The sequence below is a fragment of the Rheinheimera texasensis genome (assembly GCF_964031785.1).
Taxonomy (GTDB): Bacteria; Pseudomonadota; Gammaproteobacteria; order Enterobacterales; family Alteromonadaceae; genus Pararheinheimera; species Pararheinheimera texasensis_A.
On sequence record NZ_CAXIRE010000007.1, the window covers coordinates 1 to 17,960 of the forward strand.

At 41.8% G+C, this 17,960-nt stretch carries 15 protein-coding genes and 1 tRNA gene; 8 read left to right on the top strand and 8 right to left on the bottom strand.

Annotated features, from left to right (window positions below; all coding sequences use genetic code 11):
* Positions 1–59: 59 nt before the first annotated feature.
* The 4 genes from ABNT34_RS00670 (at position 60) to ABNT34_RS00685 (ending at position 3,931) form a co-directional block, all read left to right on the top strand.
* Positions 60–145 (top strand) — tRNA-Leu (locus tag ABNT34_RS00670).
* A 189-nt stretch (positions 146–334) separates the two neighbouring features.
* Entirely contained in the window at positions 335–1,495 is a 1,161-nt protein-coding gene (locus ABNT34_RS00675) for a nucleoid-associated protein (protein ID WP_348727853.1), read from the top strand.
* An 11-nt stretch (positions 1,496–1,506) separates the two neighbouring features.
* Positions 1,507–2,862, top strand: coding sequence for a hypothetical protein (locus ABNT34_RS00680; protein WP_348727855.1), 1,356 nt, complete (start codon positions 1,507–1,509; stop codon positions 2,860–2,862).
* A 295-nt stretch (positions 2,863–3,157) separates the two neighbouring features.
* The gene (locus ABNT34_RS00685; RefSeq protein WP_348727857.1) at positions 3,158–3,931 is read left to right on the top strand and encodes a hypothetical protein; all 774 of its coding nucleotides are present in this window, start codon (positions 3,158–3,160) and stop codon (positions 3,929–3,931) included.
* A 55-nt stretch (positions 3,932–3,986) separates the two neighbouring features.
* On the opposite strand, the gene ABNT34_RS00690 is transcribed toward ABNT34_RS00685, so the two are convergent.
* The 7 genes from ABNT34_RS00690 to ABNT34_RS00720 form a co-directional block, all read right to left on the bottom strand.
* Entirely contained in the window at positions 3,987–4,748 is a 762-nt protein-coding gene (locus ABNT34_RS00690) for a site-specific DNA-methyltransferase (RefSeq protein ID WP_348727958.1), read from the bottom strand.
* A 278-nt stretch (positions 4,749–5,026) separates the two neighbouring features.
* Positions 5,027–5,431, bottom strand: coding sequence for a DUF2787 family protein (locus ABNT34_RS00695; protein WP_348727858.1), 405 nt, complete (start codon positions 5,429–5,431; stop codon positions 5,027–5,029).
* Positions 5,432–5,493: 62 nt separating this feature from the next.
* Positions 5,494–5,952, bottom strand: a complete 459-nt coding sequence (locus tag ABNT34_RS00700; RefSeq protein ID WP_348727859.1) for a DUF6641 family protein — start codon at positions 5,950–5,952, stop codon at positions 5,494–5,496.
* Positions 5,953–5,983: 31 nt separating this feature from the next.
* Positions 5,984–8,002, bottom strand: a complete 2,019-nt coding sequence (locus ABNT34_RS00705) for an ATP-binding protein (protein WP_348727860.1) — start codon at positions 8,000–8,002, stop codon at positions 5,984–5,986.
* Complete coding sequence (locus ABNT34_RS00710; RefSeq protein ID WP_348727861.1) at positions 7,999–8,904, bottom strand: tyrosine-type recombinase/integrase; 906 nt, start codon at positions 8,902–8,904, stop codon at positions 7,999–8,001. Before ABNT34_RS00710 ends, ABNT34_RS00705 begins: the two co-directional genes overlap by 4 nt.
* 134 nt (positions 8,905–9,038) lie before the next feature.
* Positions 9,039–10,442 carry a hypothetical protein gene (locus ABNT34_RS00715; protein WP_348727863.1) on the bottom strand — a complete coding sequence of 468 codons (1,404 nt, stop codon included), beginning with the start codon at positions 10,440–10,442 and terminating at the stop codon, positions 9,039–9,041.
* Positions 10,443–10,544: 102 nt separating this feature from the next.
* Positions 10,545–11,210 (bottom strand): hypothetical protein, encoded by a 666-nt coding sequence (locus ABNT34_RS00720; protein WP_348727865.1) that lies wholly within the window; start codon positions 11,208–11,210, stop codon positions 10,545–10,547.
* Positions 11,211–11,670: 460 nt separating this feature from the next.
* On the opposite strand from ABNT34_RS00720, the gene ABNT34_RS00725 reads away from it, so the two are divergent.
* The 4 genes from ABNT34_RS00725 to ABNT34_RS00740 all read left to right on the top strand — a co-directional run bounded on the left by ABNT34_RS00725 (position 11,671) and on the right by ABNT34_RS00740 (position 16,005).
* Entirely contained in the window at positions 11,671–12,072 is a 402-nt protein-coding gene (locus tag ABNT34_RS00725; RefSeq protein WP_348727867.1) for a hypothetical protein, read from the top strand.
* A gap of 670 nt (positions 12,073–12,742) precedes the next feature.
* The gene (drt3a, locus tag ABNT34_RS00730; protein WP_348727869.1) at positions 12,743–14,011 is read left to right on the top strand and encodes an antiviral reverse transcriptase Drt3a; all 1,269 of its coding nucleotides are present in this window, start codon (positions 12,743–12,745) and stop codon (positions 14,009–14,011) included.
* Entirely contained in the window at positions 14,008–15,258 is a 1,251-nt protein-coding gene (gene drt3b / locus ABNT34_RS00735; RefSeq protein ID WP_348727870.1) for an antiviral reverse transcriptase Drt3b, read from the top strand. The genes drt3a and drt3b overlap by 4 nt, the downstream gene beginning before the upstream one ends.
* A gap of 108 nt (positions 15,259–15,366) precedes the next feature.
* Positions 15,367–16,005, top strand: coding sequence for a hypothetical protein (locus ABNT34_RS00740; RefSeq protein ID WP_348727872.1), 639 nt, complete (start codon positions 15,367–15,369; stop codon positions 16,003–16,005).
* 270 nt (positions 16,006–16,275) lie between these two features.
* Here ABNT34_RS00740 and ABNT34_RS00745 read toward each other — a convergent pair whose 3' ends face one another.
* Positions 16,276–17,553 carry a site-specific integrase gene (locus ABNT34_RS00745; RefSeq protein WP_348727874.1) on the bottom strand — a complete coding sequence of 426 codons (1,278 nt, stop codon included), beginning with the start codon at positions 17,551–17,553 and terminating at the stop codon, positions 16,276–16,278.
* Between the last annotated feature and the right edge of the window lie 407 nt (positions 17,554–17,960).

The window sequence follows — 17,960 nt, forward strand, 5'->3', positions numbered from 1 at the left end:
GTTATTAAAAGTGCGGATCTCTTGCAAAGATTTGCAAAGTTTTAGAGCATGTCCCCTATGCCTAGGTGGCGAAATCGGTAGACGCAGCGGATTCAAAATCCGCCGATGAATAATCGTGTCGGTTCGAGTCCGACCCTAGGCACCAATTAAAATACTACCTCCTCAAATTTTGTTTACTGAAACAGCATCTGATCTTTTTTTCACATACTTAATCGTTAATACCTTGTGTGCCCTGAATTGTTATGTCAATTCTTCGTCTAGAATTGGCTGTATTCAAATTGGAGTCAGCATGTGCTAGATTCGATGTAACTATTGTTACTAAAGGGAATTTCCAGTGCATTTAAAACATGCTGTTATACATGAATTAATAAAAGAACGTCGTGAGAAGGATGCAGAAACCAACGCAGCCAAGTTTGATGCCGGTCCTCTGCTGGATGTGGCAGCAGCTCCAGTCGTAAAACTTATTGAAAGTATAAACAAAATCTATGGCAGAAGTGGCAACAGTTCTTCCGTAGGAACATTTGACAATTCGGAAAGTAATTTTCCTGATGAGTTTGGACGTTATTATGCAGCTCAAAGCGTTGAGCCTATTGATGGACAAACCCCCACTGAACTTCATGAATTAAGTGAGAAAGCATTTCGCGCCTTAACTTTGGTCGCAATGAAACAGCTCAAAAACAAGTCGGAAAAGCAACCATTTGCTACTGGTGGCTATATAGTATTCGCGCACTATACAGTAGATAACGTGTCTGACGATTTGGAAGATATGCTTCTGATTGCGATGGTTAAGAAGCGTGATGGAATCGTTTTGGAAAATCTTGTTCCGACAACAGTGCAAGAAGTAGATATTTCTAAGCTACATCAAGCTGCAAAGGTCAATTTCAAACGCTATCAGATTTTTCAAAGCGAGTTAGAGGACCAGCGTACAATCTACAATTATCTTACATTTGTAAGTCCAAAAGCTGAAACTGAAGCATCAGGCTACTTCATTGAAGCTGTTGGTTGCAAAGATGCTTCGTCTGAGCATGCGGCTACTACAGTTGCGATTAAAGCAATTGGCGCTTTTTTTGACCAAAATGACAGCCTAAAAGCCATTAAACGTAATGGAAAAGAGCAAGTTTTGTCTCACATGTTTGCTGTAAGTGAAACTGAATCTCGGGATTGCACTATTGAACAAATAGAAAATTGGGTAAATGCGCTTTTGGGCCCTGAACTATCTGAACACATGAACACTTTTACTTCTTTTGCTTCTGGAGAGCCATACAACCTACCTGCGAACTTTAAATGCAATAAAAGCATCATTAAGAAGAATATGCGGCTCAAAATTGCAAGTGAAGATGGATGGCGTTTTGATTTTGAAAAGAGCCTCTTGGGAACTGACCCAAAATCAAAGATAAAATTTTCCGAATCTGATAGATCTATTACCATCAACGATCTGTCATCTAAGGTGATTCAACTCCTTGTGAAAGAATTTGAATCGTCTGATGATCAGTAAGGTTTCACATAATGACCTCCAATGATTCCAAACTCCTGAATTCTCTTGTAAAACTTAGGCGTAAAATGGGTCGGCCAGCTGTTGATGCGAACTATGGTTTTAGTGCGGAGGTACTCTTTAACCAAGAAGTTGAAGATATTCTGCAAGAAGTTTATGAGTTGTTAGGAGACTCCGGGAGTAAAGGGCATGTTGAGTGCGAAATCACGCATGCGCCAGCAATAAATAATATCTACTGTAAAGATTCACTATTATCAGAGAAACAGAAATATACTGGTAAAAACGTCAAAATAAATGTTACAACTCGGCAAAACTCTCAAATTAGATTTTATCGGGATATTGATGATCTTATTAACAAAATTGGGTTCAGTATTCCTGATAGCTTTTACCTCGTAGATTCCGATTACTGTTATGGGTTTGATGATGAAAATATTAAACCTGCAAATCTACTAGTTCTTGAGAACATTATTGAGTTCGCTGACTCACTATCTTTATTAGCAAATAAGGTCGATACAAGACAAGGTCATCGAGTTTGCACATATTATGTGTCTGATAAAGAGAATAAAGATCAAGTAATCCCCATAGACCTTGAGATTATATTTTTTCGGGAGCTGAGTGAGGTTGATAACTTTCAATTTGCTCTTCTGAAGGATTTTAATCTCAAAGATCAGCGTGCCGACTATGATAAAAAGATGCTCATTAAATCAGCAATATGTGAAGTGTTGAAAGGTATAAAACTAGAAAAAACATGCCAGCATTTTAAGCTGCTGATAATTAAATGGCATGATGTCGAGGCTGGATATTACAAGAATCTTGAAACATTTATTACGGGAATTTCTTTTAGTAAATTGAATCAGGAAGTACAAGAACGACACATTAAGTTCATCGATGACATTAATGGAGCAATATTTGATGTGACAGGAAAGTTGACCATCGTAACAGGTGCGTTTGCAGCCGCTCTAATCTTGCTAAGAAGTGATAGTGTAAGCTTTATTCAGTTTTTTGGTTTCCTATTAGCAACTGTTTTGATGACGATCCCAATTAACTTCAACATGATCGGCCTTTTTGGAAAGTTAGAACATGTATCAAGACAAATCGAGGTGCAATATAGAACTTTTAAAAATAGATTTTCAGACTCGCCCAAAGAGCGATTGATGAACTCAAAACTTGATAAGGAGATTGAGGATAGTATAGATGATCTCAACAAGCGAATTGTAAAGGCGAGGTTGTATCTTAAAGTTAACTGGGTCGTATTATTTTTACCTTTGACCGCTATAGTTATATACGGGATATGGTCATATACTCCTTGGGCCAGCATCAAGACAGCTTTTGAGTCTGCTATTCATTTTGTCTGTAGCCTGCATCACTAGTTAATAACCAAAAGGTCCTCCGGGGTTATACGGGTGTACTACAACTGCTCGCTCACACGATAAATGGGCAATATCAAAGTAACCACAATATTCTGCTCCTGTACCGGATAGATGCCTGAAGTCTCCTTTATCTGAAAGTCGGTCTGTCTTTTTTTGCACTTCATCCTGTCCTCTTTACTCTTGACACAATCGAAATTAAGAGTAGCCTTAATGATGCTTAGCGAATCGAGTCTCAGACTTGTGTGCTGGCAAAACAAATGGGGTTGAAAAACCGACCGTAAATATTGGAGTTATTATGATCATTGATACCAGCAAAACTTCTGCTGCTCAGCAGGCTATTCTCAATTCCGTCGAGAAAGCATTAAACGTCCCCCACAAATTCGTTTTGAACGAGCTTGTTCCCTCAAGTTACAAAATTCTGAATGAAGGTAGTGCATCTTATCTGGGCTTGCAGATGAAATTACACCATGCCTTTACCACTTCGGCATTTTCTAAGTTTGCCTTTGAACATGGATTAAAGGAAAGCATTAGCACTACAGGTGGTCAGGCTGAGTTAGCTCGTCAGGGAAACCCTGGCTATGACATTGAGATTGCAGGCCAGAAATTCTCACTAAAAACGGAGGCAGCTAAAAATTCATCGTTTGATGTGGTACACATTTCAAAATGGATGGAGCTTGGGAAGAACCCTAACTGGGGTGATAGAGAAATAAGCTTTAAAGAAAAAGAAAATGTGTTAGTTGAACTTGCAAAGGAATTTATTCAGCATTTGGCGGGTTATGATCGTATTTTGGTCTTACGCTTTCTGAACGGAAAGAAAGTTGGTTCTGGTTTTTCAAGGTTCTATGAACTTGTGGAAATTCCGAAAGAGATCCTGCTTGAGTGCATGAGCGGGCGTTTTGAAATGAAAATGGACAGTAGCCAATTCCCTAAACCTGGCTATTGCTATGTCACCAATAAATACGGCAATCCAGTTTTTTCTTTGTATTTTGATGGTGGTGGTGAGCGCAAGTTACAAATTAAACATTTGGACAAAAGCGTATGTATACAACATGCATCGTGGGAGTTTTGATCTAGCTGCCTAACTCTGAAACCAGAGGGTTTTATCCCCTCTGGTTCTGTGTGAATTAAAACCGTTCAACATTAATTCGTTTTTTCGCTATGTCGATATATTCACTATTTAGTTCGATCCCCAGCCAATTCCTTCTGAGTTGATTCGCCACCACACCGACAGTGCCTGATCCGAAAAATGGATCTAATACCAAATCCCCGGCTTTGCTTCCTGCAAGCATACAGTATTGAACTAACTCTGGCGGGAATACTGCGAAATGAGCACCTTTAAATGGTTTGGTGTTGATTGACCAAACGGAGCGAAGGCGACGAGTTTTACCATCGACAGACGGTTCTTTAACAGCATCCACATCATAAAAATATTTTTCACTTTTCGAAAACATGAATACAAATTCATGTACTCGAGTTGGCCGATCTCGGACAGACTCAGGTTGGCCATTTGGTTTGTGCCAAATGATGTCTGTTCTTAAGTACCAACCATCTTCTTGCAGCTTAAATGCAAGCTTCCAAGGCACACCGATCAGATCTTTTGGTTTTAATCCTTCTGGTGTAGGAGGCCTATAATCCATTCCTCGGGCTTCATTTTTTTTGTCTGATTGTCGCCAAGTTCTCCCTCCACTGGTAAAGCTATCTCCAATGTTAAGCCAGAACGTGCCATCATCTGCTAAGACTCGTCGAACTTCCCTAAACACTTCGACAAGTTTATCTAAGAAGTGGTTAAGATCCTGCTCTGCTCCAATCTGGTTTTCTATCCCGTAATCTCTCAATCCCCAGTATGGTGGAGAGGTAATGCAGCAGTTTACTGAACGGTCAGGCATTTCTTTAAGGCGACTGAGTGCATCGCCATGCAGAATATCACCACCGACGGTTATGGATAGCTCTCTTTCGAAAACCGGACAATCCTCAGTAAAGAGGTCTTGAACAAGTTGTGTCATAACTAGTACCTGTAGAATGCCTGAGCAGCAAAAGCTTCATGAGTACTGTTATTATATACAGTATCTTCAGGTCTTGATGTGAATTTCAACATTTTATCAGACTACTCTGCGCTAATCAGGCTTTAAATTTAACTCCGTAGCCTTCCCTTATTTGATTGGGTTTAACCAATTTTTATCTCGAATGCTCCTATCCTAAAGTAACTTATAAAATTCTGCTCCCACACCGGATAGATGTCTGATGCTTCTTCTATCCGGTAATACCCGTACTGGGTCTGAAACACGCCTGCCCCAAAATCAAAATCCAAGTCTTTGACCAGTTCAGCGTAAGGGCCGATACCTGCATAGCAAAAGTCGGTGATGTACAGAATGTGCCATTCATCGCCCTGACGTTTTAGCATGATCTCAACCGGATGGTAGCCACCCTTTTCTGCGCTGTAGTCTGGATCTCTGAAGTTGATGGTGACGCTGGTTTTGTTGATTAAGTCTTTGCCCTTCAACGACTCTTTGATGAGGTCTGTTAGTTTACTGCTTACTGGTAATGGCAGGTTGGAAGTACTGATATTCATAGTGATTCTCCTAAAAAGCACAAGGCCCGCAGTGAGTGCAGGCCTTGTTGGTTGGGTTTGGGTTAAACAGTTTTCTTGGTTCTGTTGCGGAGCTTTGGCGCTTTGGGTGGAGACAGCGCCAGAATGTGGGTATCCAGTTCGCCTTTCTCCACGGCTTTGATGATGGTGCCGATCACATCCAGCAGTTTGTCTTTGGAGCCAACATCAATCGCGGTTTTACCTTTTTCCAGCTCCATGGATTTGAGGCCTACCTTGATTTCAAAGTAGTAGTGCTCGTTGGCATCGTAGTACCAAGGCCGGACAGCTTTGCGTTTACGGATGGTCTGGCGCTCTCCGGTTTCAGGGTGTTTCACCACCTTTTCTTTAAAGGCTTCAAAGGGCTCACCGGCTAACATGCACTGTACCATGGCCAGCTGTTCGTCCAGCCGTTCTATCAGCTTCATGCGTTTGCCTAAAATCGGTGGCTTGGGCTCGATTTTTGGACGGTCGATCACCTTGAGAGAACTCAATAATGTAGTCATAACATTCACCTTGTAATGTGGGTGTCAGGGCTTAGCGGATAAAGCCAATGCCTGACGAGGGTTGCTTGCGTTGGTTTTCGTCTTTCAGCAGCAGAAGTGCCGAATGGCGAGGGTTTGAACTGGTATCGAAGTTCAGGCGTCTTGCGAGAATTGCAAAATCCCCTGGGGTTAAGTACTTGAGCGCAGTCAGTCTGTCGCGCTCGTCCGCAGACAGCGTTTTAACGCTCAGAACGCGCTTGTAGAGCGTGATTGCTTGCTCAGCAGTCAAGTAGTCACACTCAAGCTTGAAGTCAAAGCGGCGAAGCACAGCTCTGTCTAGCGACTGGTCGAAGTTTGTTGCTGCAAAGAGCGGCTGCGTAAAGCATTCAAGCTGTGTCAGCAGTTCGCTAACAAGCTGTAGCTCATGCTGATTGTGCAGACGGTCACGACTGGTTAAGAGACTGTCTACTTCATCAAGGAGCAGGATTTGTTTGTCCTTGTGGGCTTGCTGAAAAAGCTCGGCCACGTTCTTTTCACTGTCGCCCACGTATTTACTCAGCACATCCGAACACTTGACCCGCTTAATGGCATAATCAAACTGCTCTGCCATGTGATAGGCCAGCGCTGTTTTACCAGTGCCAGGCGGACCGCAGAGTAACACCCGTACCGAATGACCTTTTTTCACAGCATGGCGGATTTGCGCTAACTGCTCATTGCCTTGCTTGATGTTGAGTAGTGTTGGGTCAAAGTCCAGTTGCTGGCGGTACTCTAAGTTGTCTTCCCAAAGCCTGCAGGCCTGTAAGGTGCTTTCTATCATCTCATCGATGATGCCCTTCGCAAGCTGCCCCTTCGCTGCCACTATCTTTGCCACATGTCCGGCATTGCCAATAATGGCAGGCGTGATGTTGGGAATAGAGGCCACTTCCTTGTACGTCTGCTCAGGCAGCTTTAAGCCCTGAAAGCTCTGCTTGGCAATTCCCTTCAGTACTGAGCTGTCCGGTGATGGGATTTCCTGCACCAGCTTAAAACGGCGGATAAAGCTGTTTTCCAGCTCGTCCACATGATTGGTTATCCAAATCGTAGGAACCGAACTGTCTTCTATCAGCCTGTGCAGCGATTCCTTGCTGTAGTGAATATCTGCATCAATAAACAACCGTTCGCACTCATCCACCAGCAACACTGCATTTGGATTGCCTGCTAACACAGTCTGTAAGGCTGAGAAATGCTGAATACGCTGCTTGGTGGTATTGCGGGCATCCAGCTCTTGGGTGAGTTTGCCATCCTCCAGGCGCACACTGCGCACCTCATAGAGCTGCTTTTCACAATCCTCTGCCAAGGCGCGTGCCAGTTCTGTTTTGCCAGAGCCGGGTTCACCATAGAGCAACAGACTCACCCCTTTTATTCCCTTCTGACTGGCGGCTTCCAGATAGAGCGATAACAGCTCGGTATTCGCCTGGGGGAATGCATCAACAGTAAACTGAGCTTTCGGGCTTTGGTTCAGCAAAGTCGCCAACAGCGAATCCTTGCTGTCCACCGGCTTACTAATCAGGTGACTTAGTATTGGTGCTGGGATAGTGCAGCTGTGCAACTCATCCTCAAAAGCCACCACTAACAAGCCCTGACTGGCGAGTTTCAGCACCGCATCTAACATTTCATAGCGGTTTAGGCCGAAGTGCTCTGCAATAATGTCGGCCACATCCAGCTCCAGCCGATGCAGCTCTATAAGCTCCAATAATTCCGGCAAGCCACGATTGAGGTTCAACAGCGCTATAAACTCCAGCGCTGGCATAAACTCTTTCGGAAAGCCAAACAGGTCTGCCACCTTCGCTAAATTCGATTGCAACAGCGCAGTGGCCTTAGCGAAGCTGTCCGATACCCGAAACACCCGCTCTACAGCATCCTTTCGCACCAGCTTGTCGGGGTTAAAGACTTTACCGGTGATTTTGAACGCCATATTTCGGCTTAAGATATCCGGCAGTTCATCTTCCCGAACCTGCTCTAACAGCACTAAGGCATACTTGCTTGCCAGCGCGTGGTACTTATAGGCGGTGCCACGACCAACCCTGCTCATGGCAGACTCCGGTAACTAAGCTGTGCTGCGGCCTGCTTCATAAACTCATGGTCGCGCTTATCGTAAATCGTGGTGGTACTGATGGTGCTATGGCCTGCCATTTGGCGCACCGTATTGATATCCACACTCTGCGACAACAAACGGGTGATGAAGGTCCGGCGCAAATCATGCGGTGAGCCATTCTCAACACCAATATCCTGAAGCTTTTGCTTAATCAGGCGATAGACGGTGGAATCGTGCATGGCCTCATGTGTTTTTACCCGACCATCGGCATACACAGAGCACAGCAAGTAGCCATCAGCCTGAGAGCGAATGCGTAGCCATGCCTGCATATATTCCAATGTCCATTCAGGTAAATACGCAATCCGGCTCTTATTGCCCTTACCATGACGCACTAACAGCGTTTTCTGAGTCTTGTCATAGTCTTTGAGTGTCAACGCCACCAGTTCACTGCGCCGAAGCCCAGTGCCTAACAGCAGCGCAAAGACCAGCAAATTCCGGTAGCCAATCGGCGATAAATCGGCGCGCAGCTGATAAATCAACTGCTCAACCTGTTTAGTGGTGAGGGCTGTGCCCTGATGTTCACCATGCTTCAACTGCTGAATAGACTCCAGCTGTGCCAGCTGTTGTTGCTGCGCTATGCCCTGCAGCACAGCCACTTTGACAATGCCACGTATGGCTATCATGGCGCGATTAATAGAACGGGCTGACCAGTCTGCTGCCGTCAACGTCTGACGAATAAGCATGGCCTGTGCATAGTCCACCTGATAAAGCCGCTGTTCGCGCTCAGCCTCATCCCACTGCATCAGTTTGCTGAGACTTGTCAGCTGTGACGCAATAGAACGACGACTGTTAGGCGATAAGCGGCCGATATACAGCGCATAAGGGCTAGCTGTACTCATAAGCGTACCTCTGTAGTGTTTGATTGTATGTGATTGATAGAAGGAGGGTATTGCTAGAAAAGCAGTGCTACGCCATGGTAGCACTGGAGTTGGTAGGATTTGAATGGCCTATTTTTGCTACGGATAAGCGAGGTTTACCCATGATCCTTGTTGAACATCAGTTCAAGTATTTTCTTTAAAAACTTGCGCTGCTTTTCCTCAAACCACTCGTGATTGATAGGCAGCTCAAACGGAGTAAGCTCTTTGAGCATCTTCTTTTTAGCCAAACGACGTTCTTGGCTCTCACGTTTTTCTAAGAGGGGCGTACCGTCAGGTGCGGTACGTTTTTTCAACTCTAACTCTTTTTTAGAGAAGAATTTTGAAAGCTCAGACCAGTCCGAGTTTTTCACCATCTGTGAAAGAGGATAACCAAATTTTAGTGCATAACCTTTGTCATCCTCATCTAGGCGGCAATATGCTAGAGGGCTGTAAAACTTCAGGCTTTTGAACAACGAAGGTGCCTTCTCTAAATCTTTAAGTTTAAATTTACTACCACTATGTTGGGGTTTATAAACCCGCTCCCCACGCACGAGCGACAGTGGTTTTTCATCTGGCCCTTTAATAATGACCACATGCGTCTGTTTGCGCTGTTCTTGCTTGTCGACTTTACTGTAGAGCGTAAAGTGAGATTTCTTAGGAGCTCCGCTATACATCGTTTCCACGAATGGTTTTTCGTCATTTTCTTCAGTGCCTGGCTTAGGATGCGAAGAATAGTGAACAGCTGTCCCTTGAGTCGCAATTATCATGGGCGTAGGAACGCCAATCAAATCAATAGCAATATCAACACGCGTCACATTTGCGTCGGATAAGGTTTTATTAAAATCGTTAAAAACATCGGCTTCGCGGATCAGCTGGAACAGCTTTCTTAGCTGTTTACCTTTAAACCGTGCCGGATTAAACGAAAACCGGACTGGGCGCATCTTGTTCTTCTTTTTATCACCCTTTAAACCCAGCGATACTCGCATATGTTCACAATCTTCCTTTCTAAGGTGAACTTGCACGGTTTTTTTGTACAAATTACGTTCTTTGATCTCCTCTTCATATGAGAGCATTACTGAGCCTTTTTCGCTTTTTTTACCCTTTTTAGACTTAACATCTTTTTTCATCTTAAGCTTTGGATGCTTGTTTTTAACATTAAAAAACCGCTCCAGGCGCTTAAGCTCTGTATCTGAGGCATCCAAAGTGAAAGACAGGCCATCCACTGTAGGGTAGAGCTGCCAATTCACAGGGTTATTGAGCTGATCTGCTATTAACAGGTGATTCTGTGTTAAATAGTGTGGATTTGTGCTGGCATTCTGATGTGATCTCTCGTGGCTAATAGCTAAAGCATTAATAATGTGGGGTTGTACACAGTGTTTAATGGATGCTCTGTTAAGCATATTAACTGATAACAGTTTATTGCTCTCTTTCCTGTATTTGGCTATGGATTCATTGATATATGTAAAGTCTTCACACTGTATAGCTGGTAACTGTTTACGCTCTATATTCTGTTGTTTCATAGTAGTATTTCTCTGATAGCTTACAGCACCCAAGTTGTTTCGCTTGCTGCTGGTACGTTGTCTGTATACGGGGGTACATGCAGTACCCCCCTGTGGTTGTGTTTATGCTTTCAGCAATTTGATCAGCGTTTTAACTTTGTCCTTTTTGAGTGCAGTTTGGATTGCCTTCACCACTGGCGTTAAGGATGAGTTATCTGAGTAAGTCTTTTTAATTTGTGCTGTAAGGATCTCAAGATCGGTTTTTTTCGCTTTTTCCTTTTTGATGCCGAGGTCACGCAACAGCGCTTCAATGAATTCTTTAGTGACCTTTTTTGGAGAAGGGGCTTTCCCGAGCTTTTCTTCAATCAACTTTTTGATCTTTTTGAGCTCAGGGTCTTTCAGGTTATTCAGTGCTTGCATGGAAGCATCACTGTACAAGCCGATTGAATCGGGACCGAACATCTTCATGCTTACACGTGCAGCCACTAACTGGCGGTTGAGTGTCGGGTACTGCTCGGTGAAAGTGTTTTGCACATACTCACGCATTGAGCCGAAGCCCTGAACCTTAAAGCTTTGCGAAACTTCAACGGCCAGCAAATAGAGCGGGGTCGTTTTCAAGCTGTCCTTGATCTTTTTCTCGATGCAAGTTGAATCGCTTTTATTGAATGGTTTAACGGGTTTTTGTGCCGCGTATGCTTCAAGCATGGTTTGTGCAATTTTTTTCAGGCTTGGCTTATTTTGGCTTTTCTTACTCTTTGTGCGTGCACGGGTTTCATTTTTGGAAGGCATAACTTTGACCTCATGTTAATGGATTTTGTAGGGGCTTCGATTTTGAAGCTACCTTCAATGGGTTGTTTACAGATCTAAAAACACATCTCAAAAAGTGAGTTTTGAGTTCTGTTTGCGTTGCTTCATGCTGCAACGTCCATCCATTTACAGATTTGAATTTGTGGTCAGGTATGCCCTCGGGACGACGTCATCATTTTGTGAGAAGCGTGTAGAGAGCTCTCTACACATTTATTTTTTTGAATGGGTCGCACCTAAAAATTTTTCGTGTGATATTTGTTTTGTTGATGAGTGAAAACAGAAAACGTAATAATCCATCGCATTTTTCCGATGTTTTTCATTTCGAATGGATCTTATTCAAGTGTTTTGCTAAATTTTATTATCTCGGGACGGTTTTAATTTCTCTGTAGTTCTGACGTTTTGTTGGGGCTGTTTTTTTTCTCGTTGTGCGAGGTGAAAGAGAGTGCGAGCTTTGGAAAAAAATTTTGATTTTTCTGAGTACGAACCGTTATTTGGAAAAATTGAGAAAATAGCAAAGAGATCTCGATCAGATGAGACCGTACAAAAGTGGCAAGCATTCCTTAAAAAGAAGGGATCCAAAAAAGCAAAGCGGGAAGTTATTAATAAACATTTTTCACAGTTTGTTAACTCTCTAAGCCCTGCCGCCCGAACCAATGTTTTGCGGTTAAAGTCGGATGCCGAGTATGAAAAATCTCGTGTGAGAATTTCGGTTCGCAAAGAGACATTGGAAACTTTAATCGGATATGTCGATGAGAAGTATCGGAATGGGACTTGGGATCAGAGGCTGGAAAATATTATTGATCAACTGTTTCTGCGTGATATTACAGATGCAGAAGAAGAGTAAGTGTTGAGCGGATTTATCACTGCAATATGGATCGCGATAGTCGATTAAATTTCAGAGGTAGTAAAATATATAAGGAGTCATTTGGTAATCAGCGGCCATCATTAGCTTTAAGCCTGCTGAGTGGCTGATGTCTTTTAATAGTTTGTGCAGGGATCAAATCAGGGTAGCTTGGCAAAGATATTTGAGCTAAGGTCCTAAAAAGACGGGAGCAGGATGCAGCCACAGGAAACAGGGAGGTAATAAAATGCCAGATCATGATTCAGCCTTACGGACATTACGCGAGGCCGGCCACAAAGATACAGTTGAGTATATTCAGACCCTTGAAGCACACAATCAGCTGTTGCAAGACGAATTAGAACGAGTTCTGACGCTACTCGCTGAGCAAGCAGCTCTGAATCAGCAATCTAATGTCGCTGAGCGAGCTGATGCAGTTCTTAAATACACGCGAGAGTATTCAAGTCGTCAACACTGACAAAAAGCATGTTAATACTGATTTCAGTGCCTAAAACGCACGTTAATGATAGAACGTATGTTAATCAGCGGTTTGGCGCTAAAATGGGCAATAAAATGCACTTTAACGAACATTAAAGTGCAGAGTTTAAGATAAGTTAGCCATCTCTGTACGTGATTAACGATTGAATTTCCGATATTAATAGGGAGCACTTGTTTAATGGAATATAGCTATGTCACAAGAAATTTAAGGCGTGCGATCACATACTCAATCATAAGAAAAAACAGCTACCTAAGCAATGAAACACTGAGAAAACAAGCTGCTCAAGCTGCATCCCTGCAACTTAGCGGGAACTCTTTGAACAATGTTTTTTTAAATGCTATTAAAAAAATAATTATAAAGAAAAAGCCTGCATATACAGTGAATGATCCCATAGCATTTATGGCGATGAACCTTTTAAATAAAAACATACTAAAATCGTACAACATAAAGCAAAAAAACAGAAATGAATTGGTTAGTATTTTCATTTCACACATAAAAGAATCCTATCCATTCAATGTTCACAGGTTTGACATAAAATCTTTTTATGAAAGTGTAGATAGAAAGCTTCTAATAAAAAGAATAAGAGATGACAACATTCTAAGCCCAAAATCTGTTCGACTGCTCGAACTTTTTTTTCATGAATTAGATAATAAATCAATCAAGGGGCTACCTCGCGGACTGGCAATTAGTGCAACACTGTCAGAATTATGCATGAAGGACTTCGATTCAGGAATCATCAGCGATAGCGGTATTCTTTACTACGCTCGGTTTGTTGATGACATCATCAACTTTGCAAACTCGACAATGTCTACGAATGCGATGATGAATGTTTTAAACAAAACGAAATTACCTGGGAATCTTGAATTTCACTCAAAGGGCGACAAAAAATTTCACGGGAACTATCCAAGAGCAAAATCATCATTTGCAAATGAACAAAAAATAGTTGAGTTTGGATATTTAGGCTATAAGTTCACAATTAAGAGCGTTAAAGACTCTAATGATGCCTTCTACCACTTTCAATATCGAGTTGTAGATATTGATTTATCTGACGATAAAATTGAAAAAATAAAAAACAGAATAATAAAATCGTTTTGCAGATTCATGTCAGGGCAAGCCAACGAAAACTTTGACATTCTTTTGAAAAGAATTAAATTTCTAACAGGGAATTATGAACTTGAAAAAATTGGATATGGAAAATCGGTTAAGTCAGGGATATTTTACAACTATAAATTTCTAAATGTCGATTTCGGATTGAAAAGCTTAGATTCCTTCTATAAACATATTTTATTTGGAAATACGCGACTAAGCCAAAGATTAAAGTCGAAGCTCAGCTACAGGCAACGAATTCAATTATCAAGCCATAGTTTTACAACTGGATTTAAAGAAGTAAAGTTTCATAGATTTAGTTATGCTGATTTCGAAAATATAAAGAAGGCATGGTTATGAGTAAAACTCAAAAAGTAAAATTATCTGACTACTATCGTGTGCTTCTCTCTGAAACGGCTCCATTTGATGTCCCGTTAATTTTTAGCAATAATCACTTTTATAGCCGAATGAGAAGTTACAAAGATTCTGAGCCAGAAGTGAAATTGCTAATTGAAAGAATTTTTACAAGAACTATTGATACATCTTACTGCCCAATTAAATATCCTATATTAAAGGGTGAGGATTCCTGTAGATATCTATCTCTCCTTCATCCGGCATCCCAGTTACACATTGTAGAGTTATACAAAAAATACTCAGATAGGTTGTTACACCATTGCTCCGTTGGTAGTTTCTCTATACGACGACCCAAAAAAGTTGCTTCGACTGTTTCAGTTAAAAGTTCAATTTCTGATTCAAGAGCATTCAGATCTGATGCAGCATCAACTGTATCCGACGAGAAGAAATTTAAACACAGCACATCGTATTTTTCTTATAGTCCGCACACTAAACTTCATCAATTCTTTGGATCTCCAGAATATTTTAAGTTAGAGAGCAAGTTTACGCATTTTTGGTCCATAGACATATCAAAGTGTTTTGATAGCATTTACACCCACTCCATTACTTGGGCTGTAAAGGGAAAAAAGTTCTCAAAAACAACATCTTCCGATACTGACTTTACAAACATTCTAGATAGAATAATGCAAAGTTCAAACTATAATGAAACAAATGGCATAGTCATAGGGAACGAGTTTAGTAGGATATTTGCCGAAATAATACTCCAAGATGTCGATGAGAAAGTTGAGAACCTTGCAAGTTCTGAAGGATTAACTGCGGGAAAGGACTATGAAATAAAGCGTTACGTAGATGATTATTTCATTTTTTGTAGTAGTGAGGGATTGGCAAGAAAGATTGTTGCCATCCTTGAGGAATGTCTGCGTGCTTATAAATTCCATCTAAACACTTCAAAGACCAAAAAGAGATCTAGGCCTCTTATAACAGGTATTACACGCGCTAAGATAAAAACTGATGAAGCTATTAAAGAAATATTCCAGATAATATTTTCCATTGAAGACTCCGAAAAGTTTATTACTAAATCATTAATTAGAGATCCAAACGCTGTTTCTAGAAAATTTCTAAATCTAATTATGAATGCAAGCTATGAAGATTCTGAAGCATATCTCACCATGTGCGGTTATGTAATTTCATCCATATTTAATGCTTTGAAGACATTGAATTACAGAGAGGATGATGAAGATTCAGAGCATTAATACAATGCCAAAAATGCAATGTACATACTACTGTCAGTTGCCTTTCATTTATTCAATATGAATCCTAACTCGGCAAATAGTGTTAAAATTTCTCTTGTTTGCTATCTGATGATTTCTAGTTTTGAACAATTCTATCCCGACGAGGCAGACTCAATAAAGTTAATGGTCAGTAACTTTGTTAAAGAATTCTTTGAGAGTGGGAAGTTTACACAACTTAGGGATAGAGTAAGGTCGTTTGCACCTATCGAGTTCTCAAATATATTATGTGTAGCAAGAAACCTCTGTCCTGAAATGTTGCTACCTCCGAATCTGGTAAAACAGGCTTTTTCACTTGACGAACTTACAGAGAGAAGTCAATTGTACCTTGATTTAGAAGAAAGTACTGACTACTTTCAGATAATGTCAGCCCTATATTATTGCGGTAATAACAGGGAATACGAATTAATAAAAAAAGATATTATTAAGAATATTAGCGTAAGGATTTCCAGTCTTGATAACATTTCAACTGATGCTAGGGTTTGTTATTTATTCCTCGATTCAATGTCGTGCCCTTTCATTGATTTGAAAACAAAAAAGCGCTGGTTTGAAGACTTTTATAAAGTTAGTAGGTTTTCTAAAGATGATTCTAGTTCTGAAGTCAAAGAAGCCATATTTAAAGAGTTAACAGAGAGCCAATGGTTTATCTCTTGGGATCGATTGGAGCTTTGGAACATATTAGAAAGAAAGGAGTTGTTGTTCGGGTATTGATAAGATATATTTGAGTTTGATCAGGGTGACCGTTTTAGCTCCCTAAAAAGAGCTCAAGTCATAGGGCTGTGATAAACAGTTTTATGGCTTCCCTTTTAATGTTAGTTTTGACAATAGCATTAACATGAGGCGCTTAAATGCGCACACACCTTACGGCGCCCTGATCACACCTCACTCTGTAAACTGAATTGGAACAAACGGTTAAACATTTTTGCTTCTTCATAGGTGAACATGAAGAAGAATTTTTCTTGTTCTCGTGACGTTTTATTATTAGATGCATCCTTTCCGTTTATAGCGGGTTTCCCACTTGGTATATCGTTCCTTCCAACGCTTAGCAACAGCGCTATCATGCTCCCACTTTTTCTCGATCTCTGTTTTATCGGGCAACTCAACACCAGATAACTGCTGGCTAAACATCCTTGGAATCACATGGCTGTAATGGCGCTCGATCATTTCTATACTGGTGCCACACTGGCGGGCCAGCACATCAATAGTCACTTTTTGCGCTATGAGTTCCCATGTTATAAACGAGTGGCGTAAAGAGTAAAGTGTTCTTTTGCCATGAGGTGATTGATCCAGCTCGATTTCTTTCAGGGCGGCATTAAATGTACGGCTGATTTCGTTAGTAGTGGAGCCATCCGGTAAGCGGAAAATCAGATCTTTCGCTTGGCGGTTAGGGAAACGCTCAGTCATGCGCCAAATGGTATTTTGCAAAGCCCGCTTGCAAACAACCTCGCGGGTTCCGGTATGTAATGTGGTTTTGCCTTTGCGCACGGTGATAAAGAATGTGGCCTTGTCGTCATGTCGTTCAATATGCAAATCACCCCATGTCAGGTTATCCAGTTCAGTACCTGGGCGCATACCGGTATGAATAACAAACTCTGCATAGTCTTGCGTCAGTTCCCTGATCTGCTTTGTAACCTCTTTACGGCTGTTCTGTTCCAACTGATACAGGTATTCTTGAATCCTTTCGTACTCCGATGGTGTAAAGGCTGCCCGTCTGACAGTGTTTGTCCCTTCGGTAGTAAGGGATGGTATTTGCATCTGCAGCATCCATTTATTTTCGACTGCTTCCTTAAATACCATCTGCATGGCGGCGTTATGAGTCATCAAGGTTGAACGAGCTGGCCTACGCTTCATCTTATTCTCACGCCAAAGATCAAAATCACGCAGCTTTTCACTATCTATAGAGGTGATATAAGTCCGGTCGAAAAATGGGATGTGGTAGTTTTGCAGAGCGCCTATGTAATCTTCATAGATGGCTTTACCTGCTTTACGGGCAAGGTCAGCCTTCATGGTGCCAATAGCCTTTTCTGCAACATCCCTGAAGCGTTTGCTGGTGGTTAAGGTATTAGTCTCGGCCCGAATCTCATGTTCGATGAAAATCCGGTGAGCCATGGCGATAGCACGGTCTTTATCTGCTTCCTTGGTGGCCTTGCAGTACCACTTGCCCCAAAGCGAAAATCTGACATACCAGTTCTTGCTATTGTTCTGCAGGAAGATGTACATTCCCGGCTTGATGTCGTGGCGCTCTAACTGAGTTGTCATGGCATCACCCAAAAGCAGAGCGCACTTGAAGGTAAAAGGCTGGCAGATAAGGGTTGTAGGAAAGGGATAAAGTTCGGGAAAATTTGATTGCTGTGCATGGCTTGGTCCGAATAGCGTTATGCAAAGAATTTGCAAAGTGTCTTGATAGTGAGTGTAACCCACTGTTTCATAAACTGCTATTTTAGACGCGCTCTATTCAAAATCCGCCGATGAATAATCGTGTCGGTTCGAGTCCGACCCTAGGCACCAATATTCCTACAAGTAAATCGTCATTCCCGACTATATTGCAACCAGTTAATCCTGTTGAGTTCTCTGTTTCAGTTAGTGTTTTCCGCTTCATTTACCCGAACATCCGATGCGTGATTTTGCATGGCTTCCGACTGTACATTTGTAGTGTCACAGCAGGC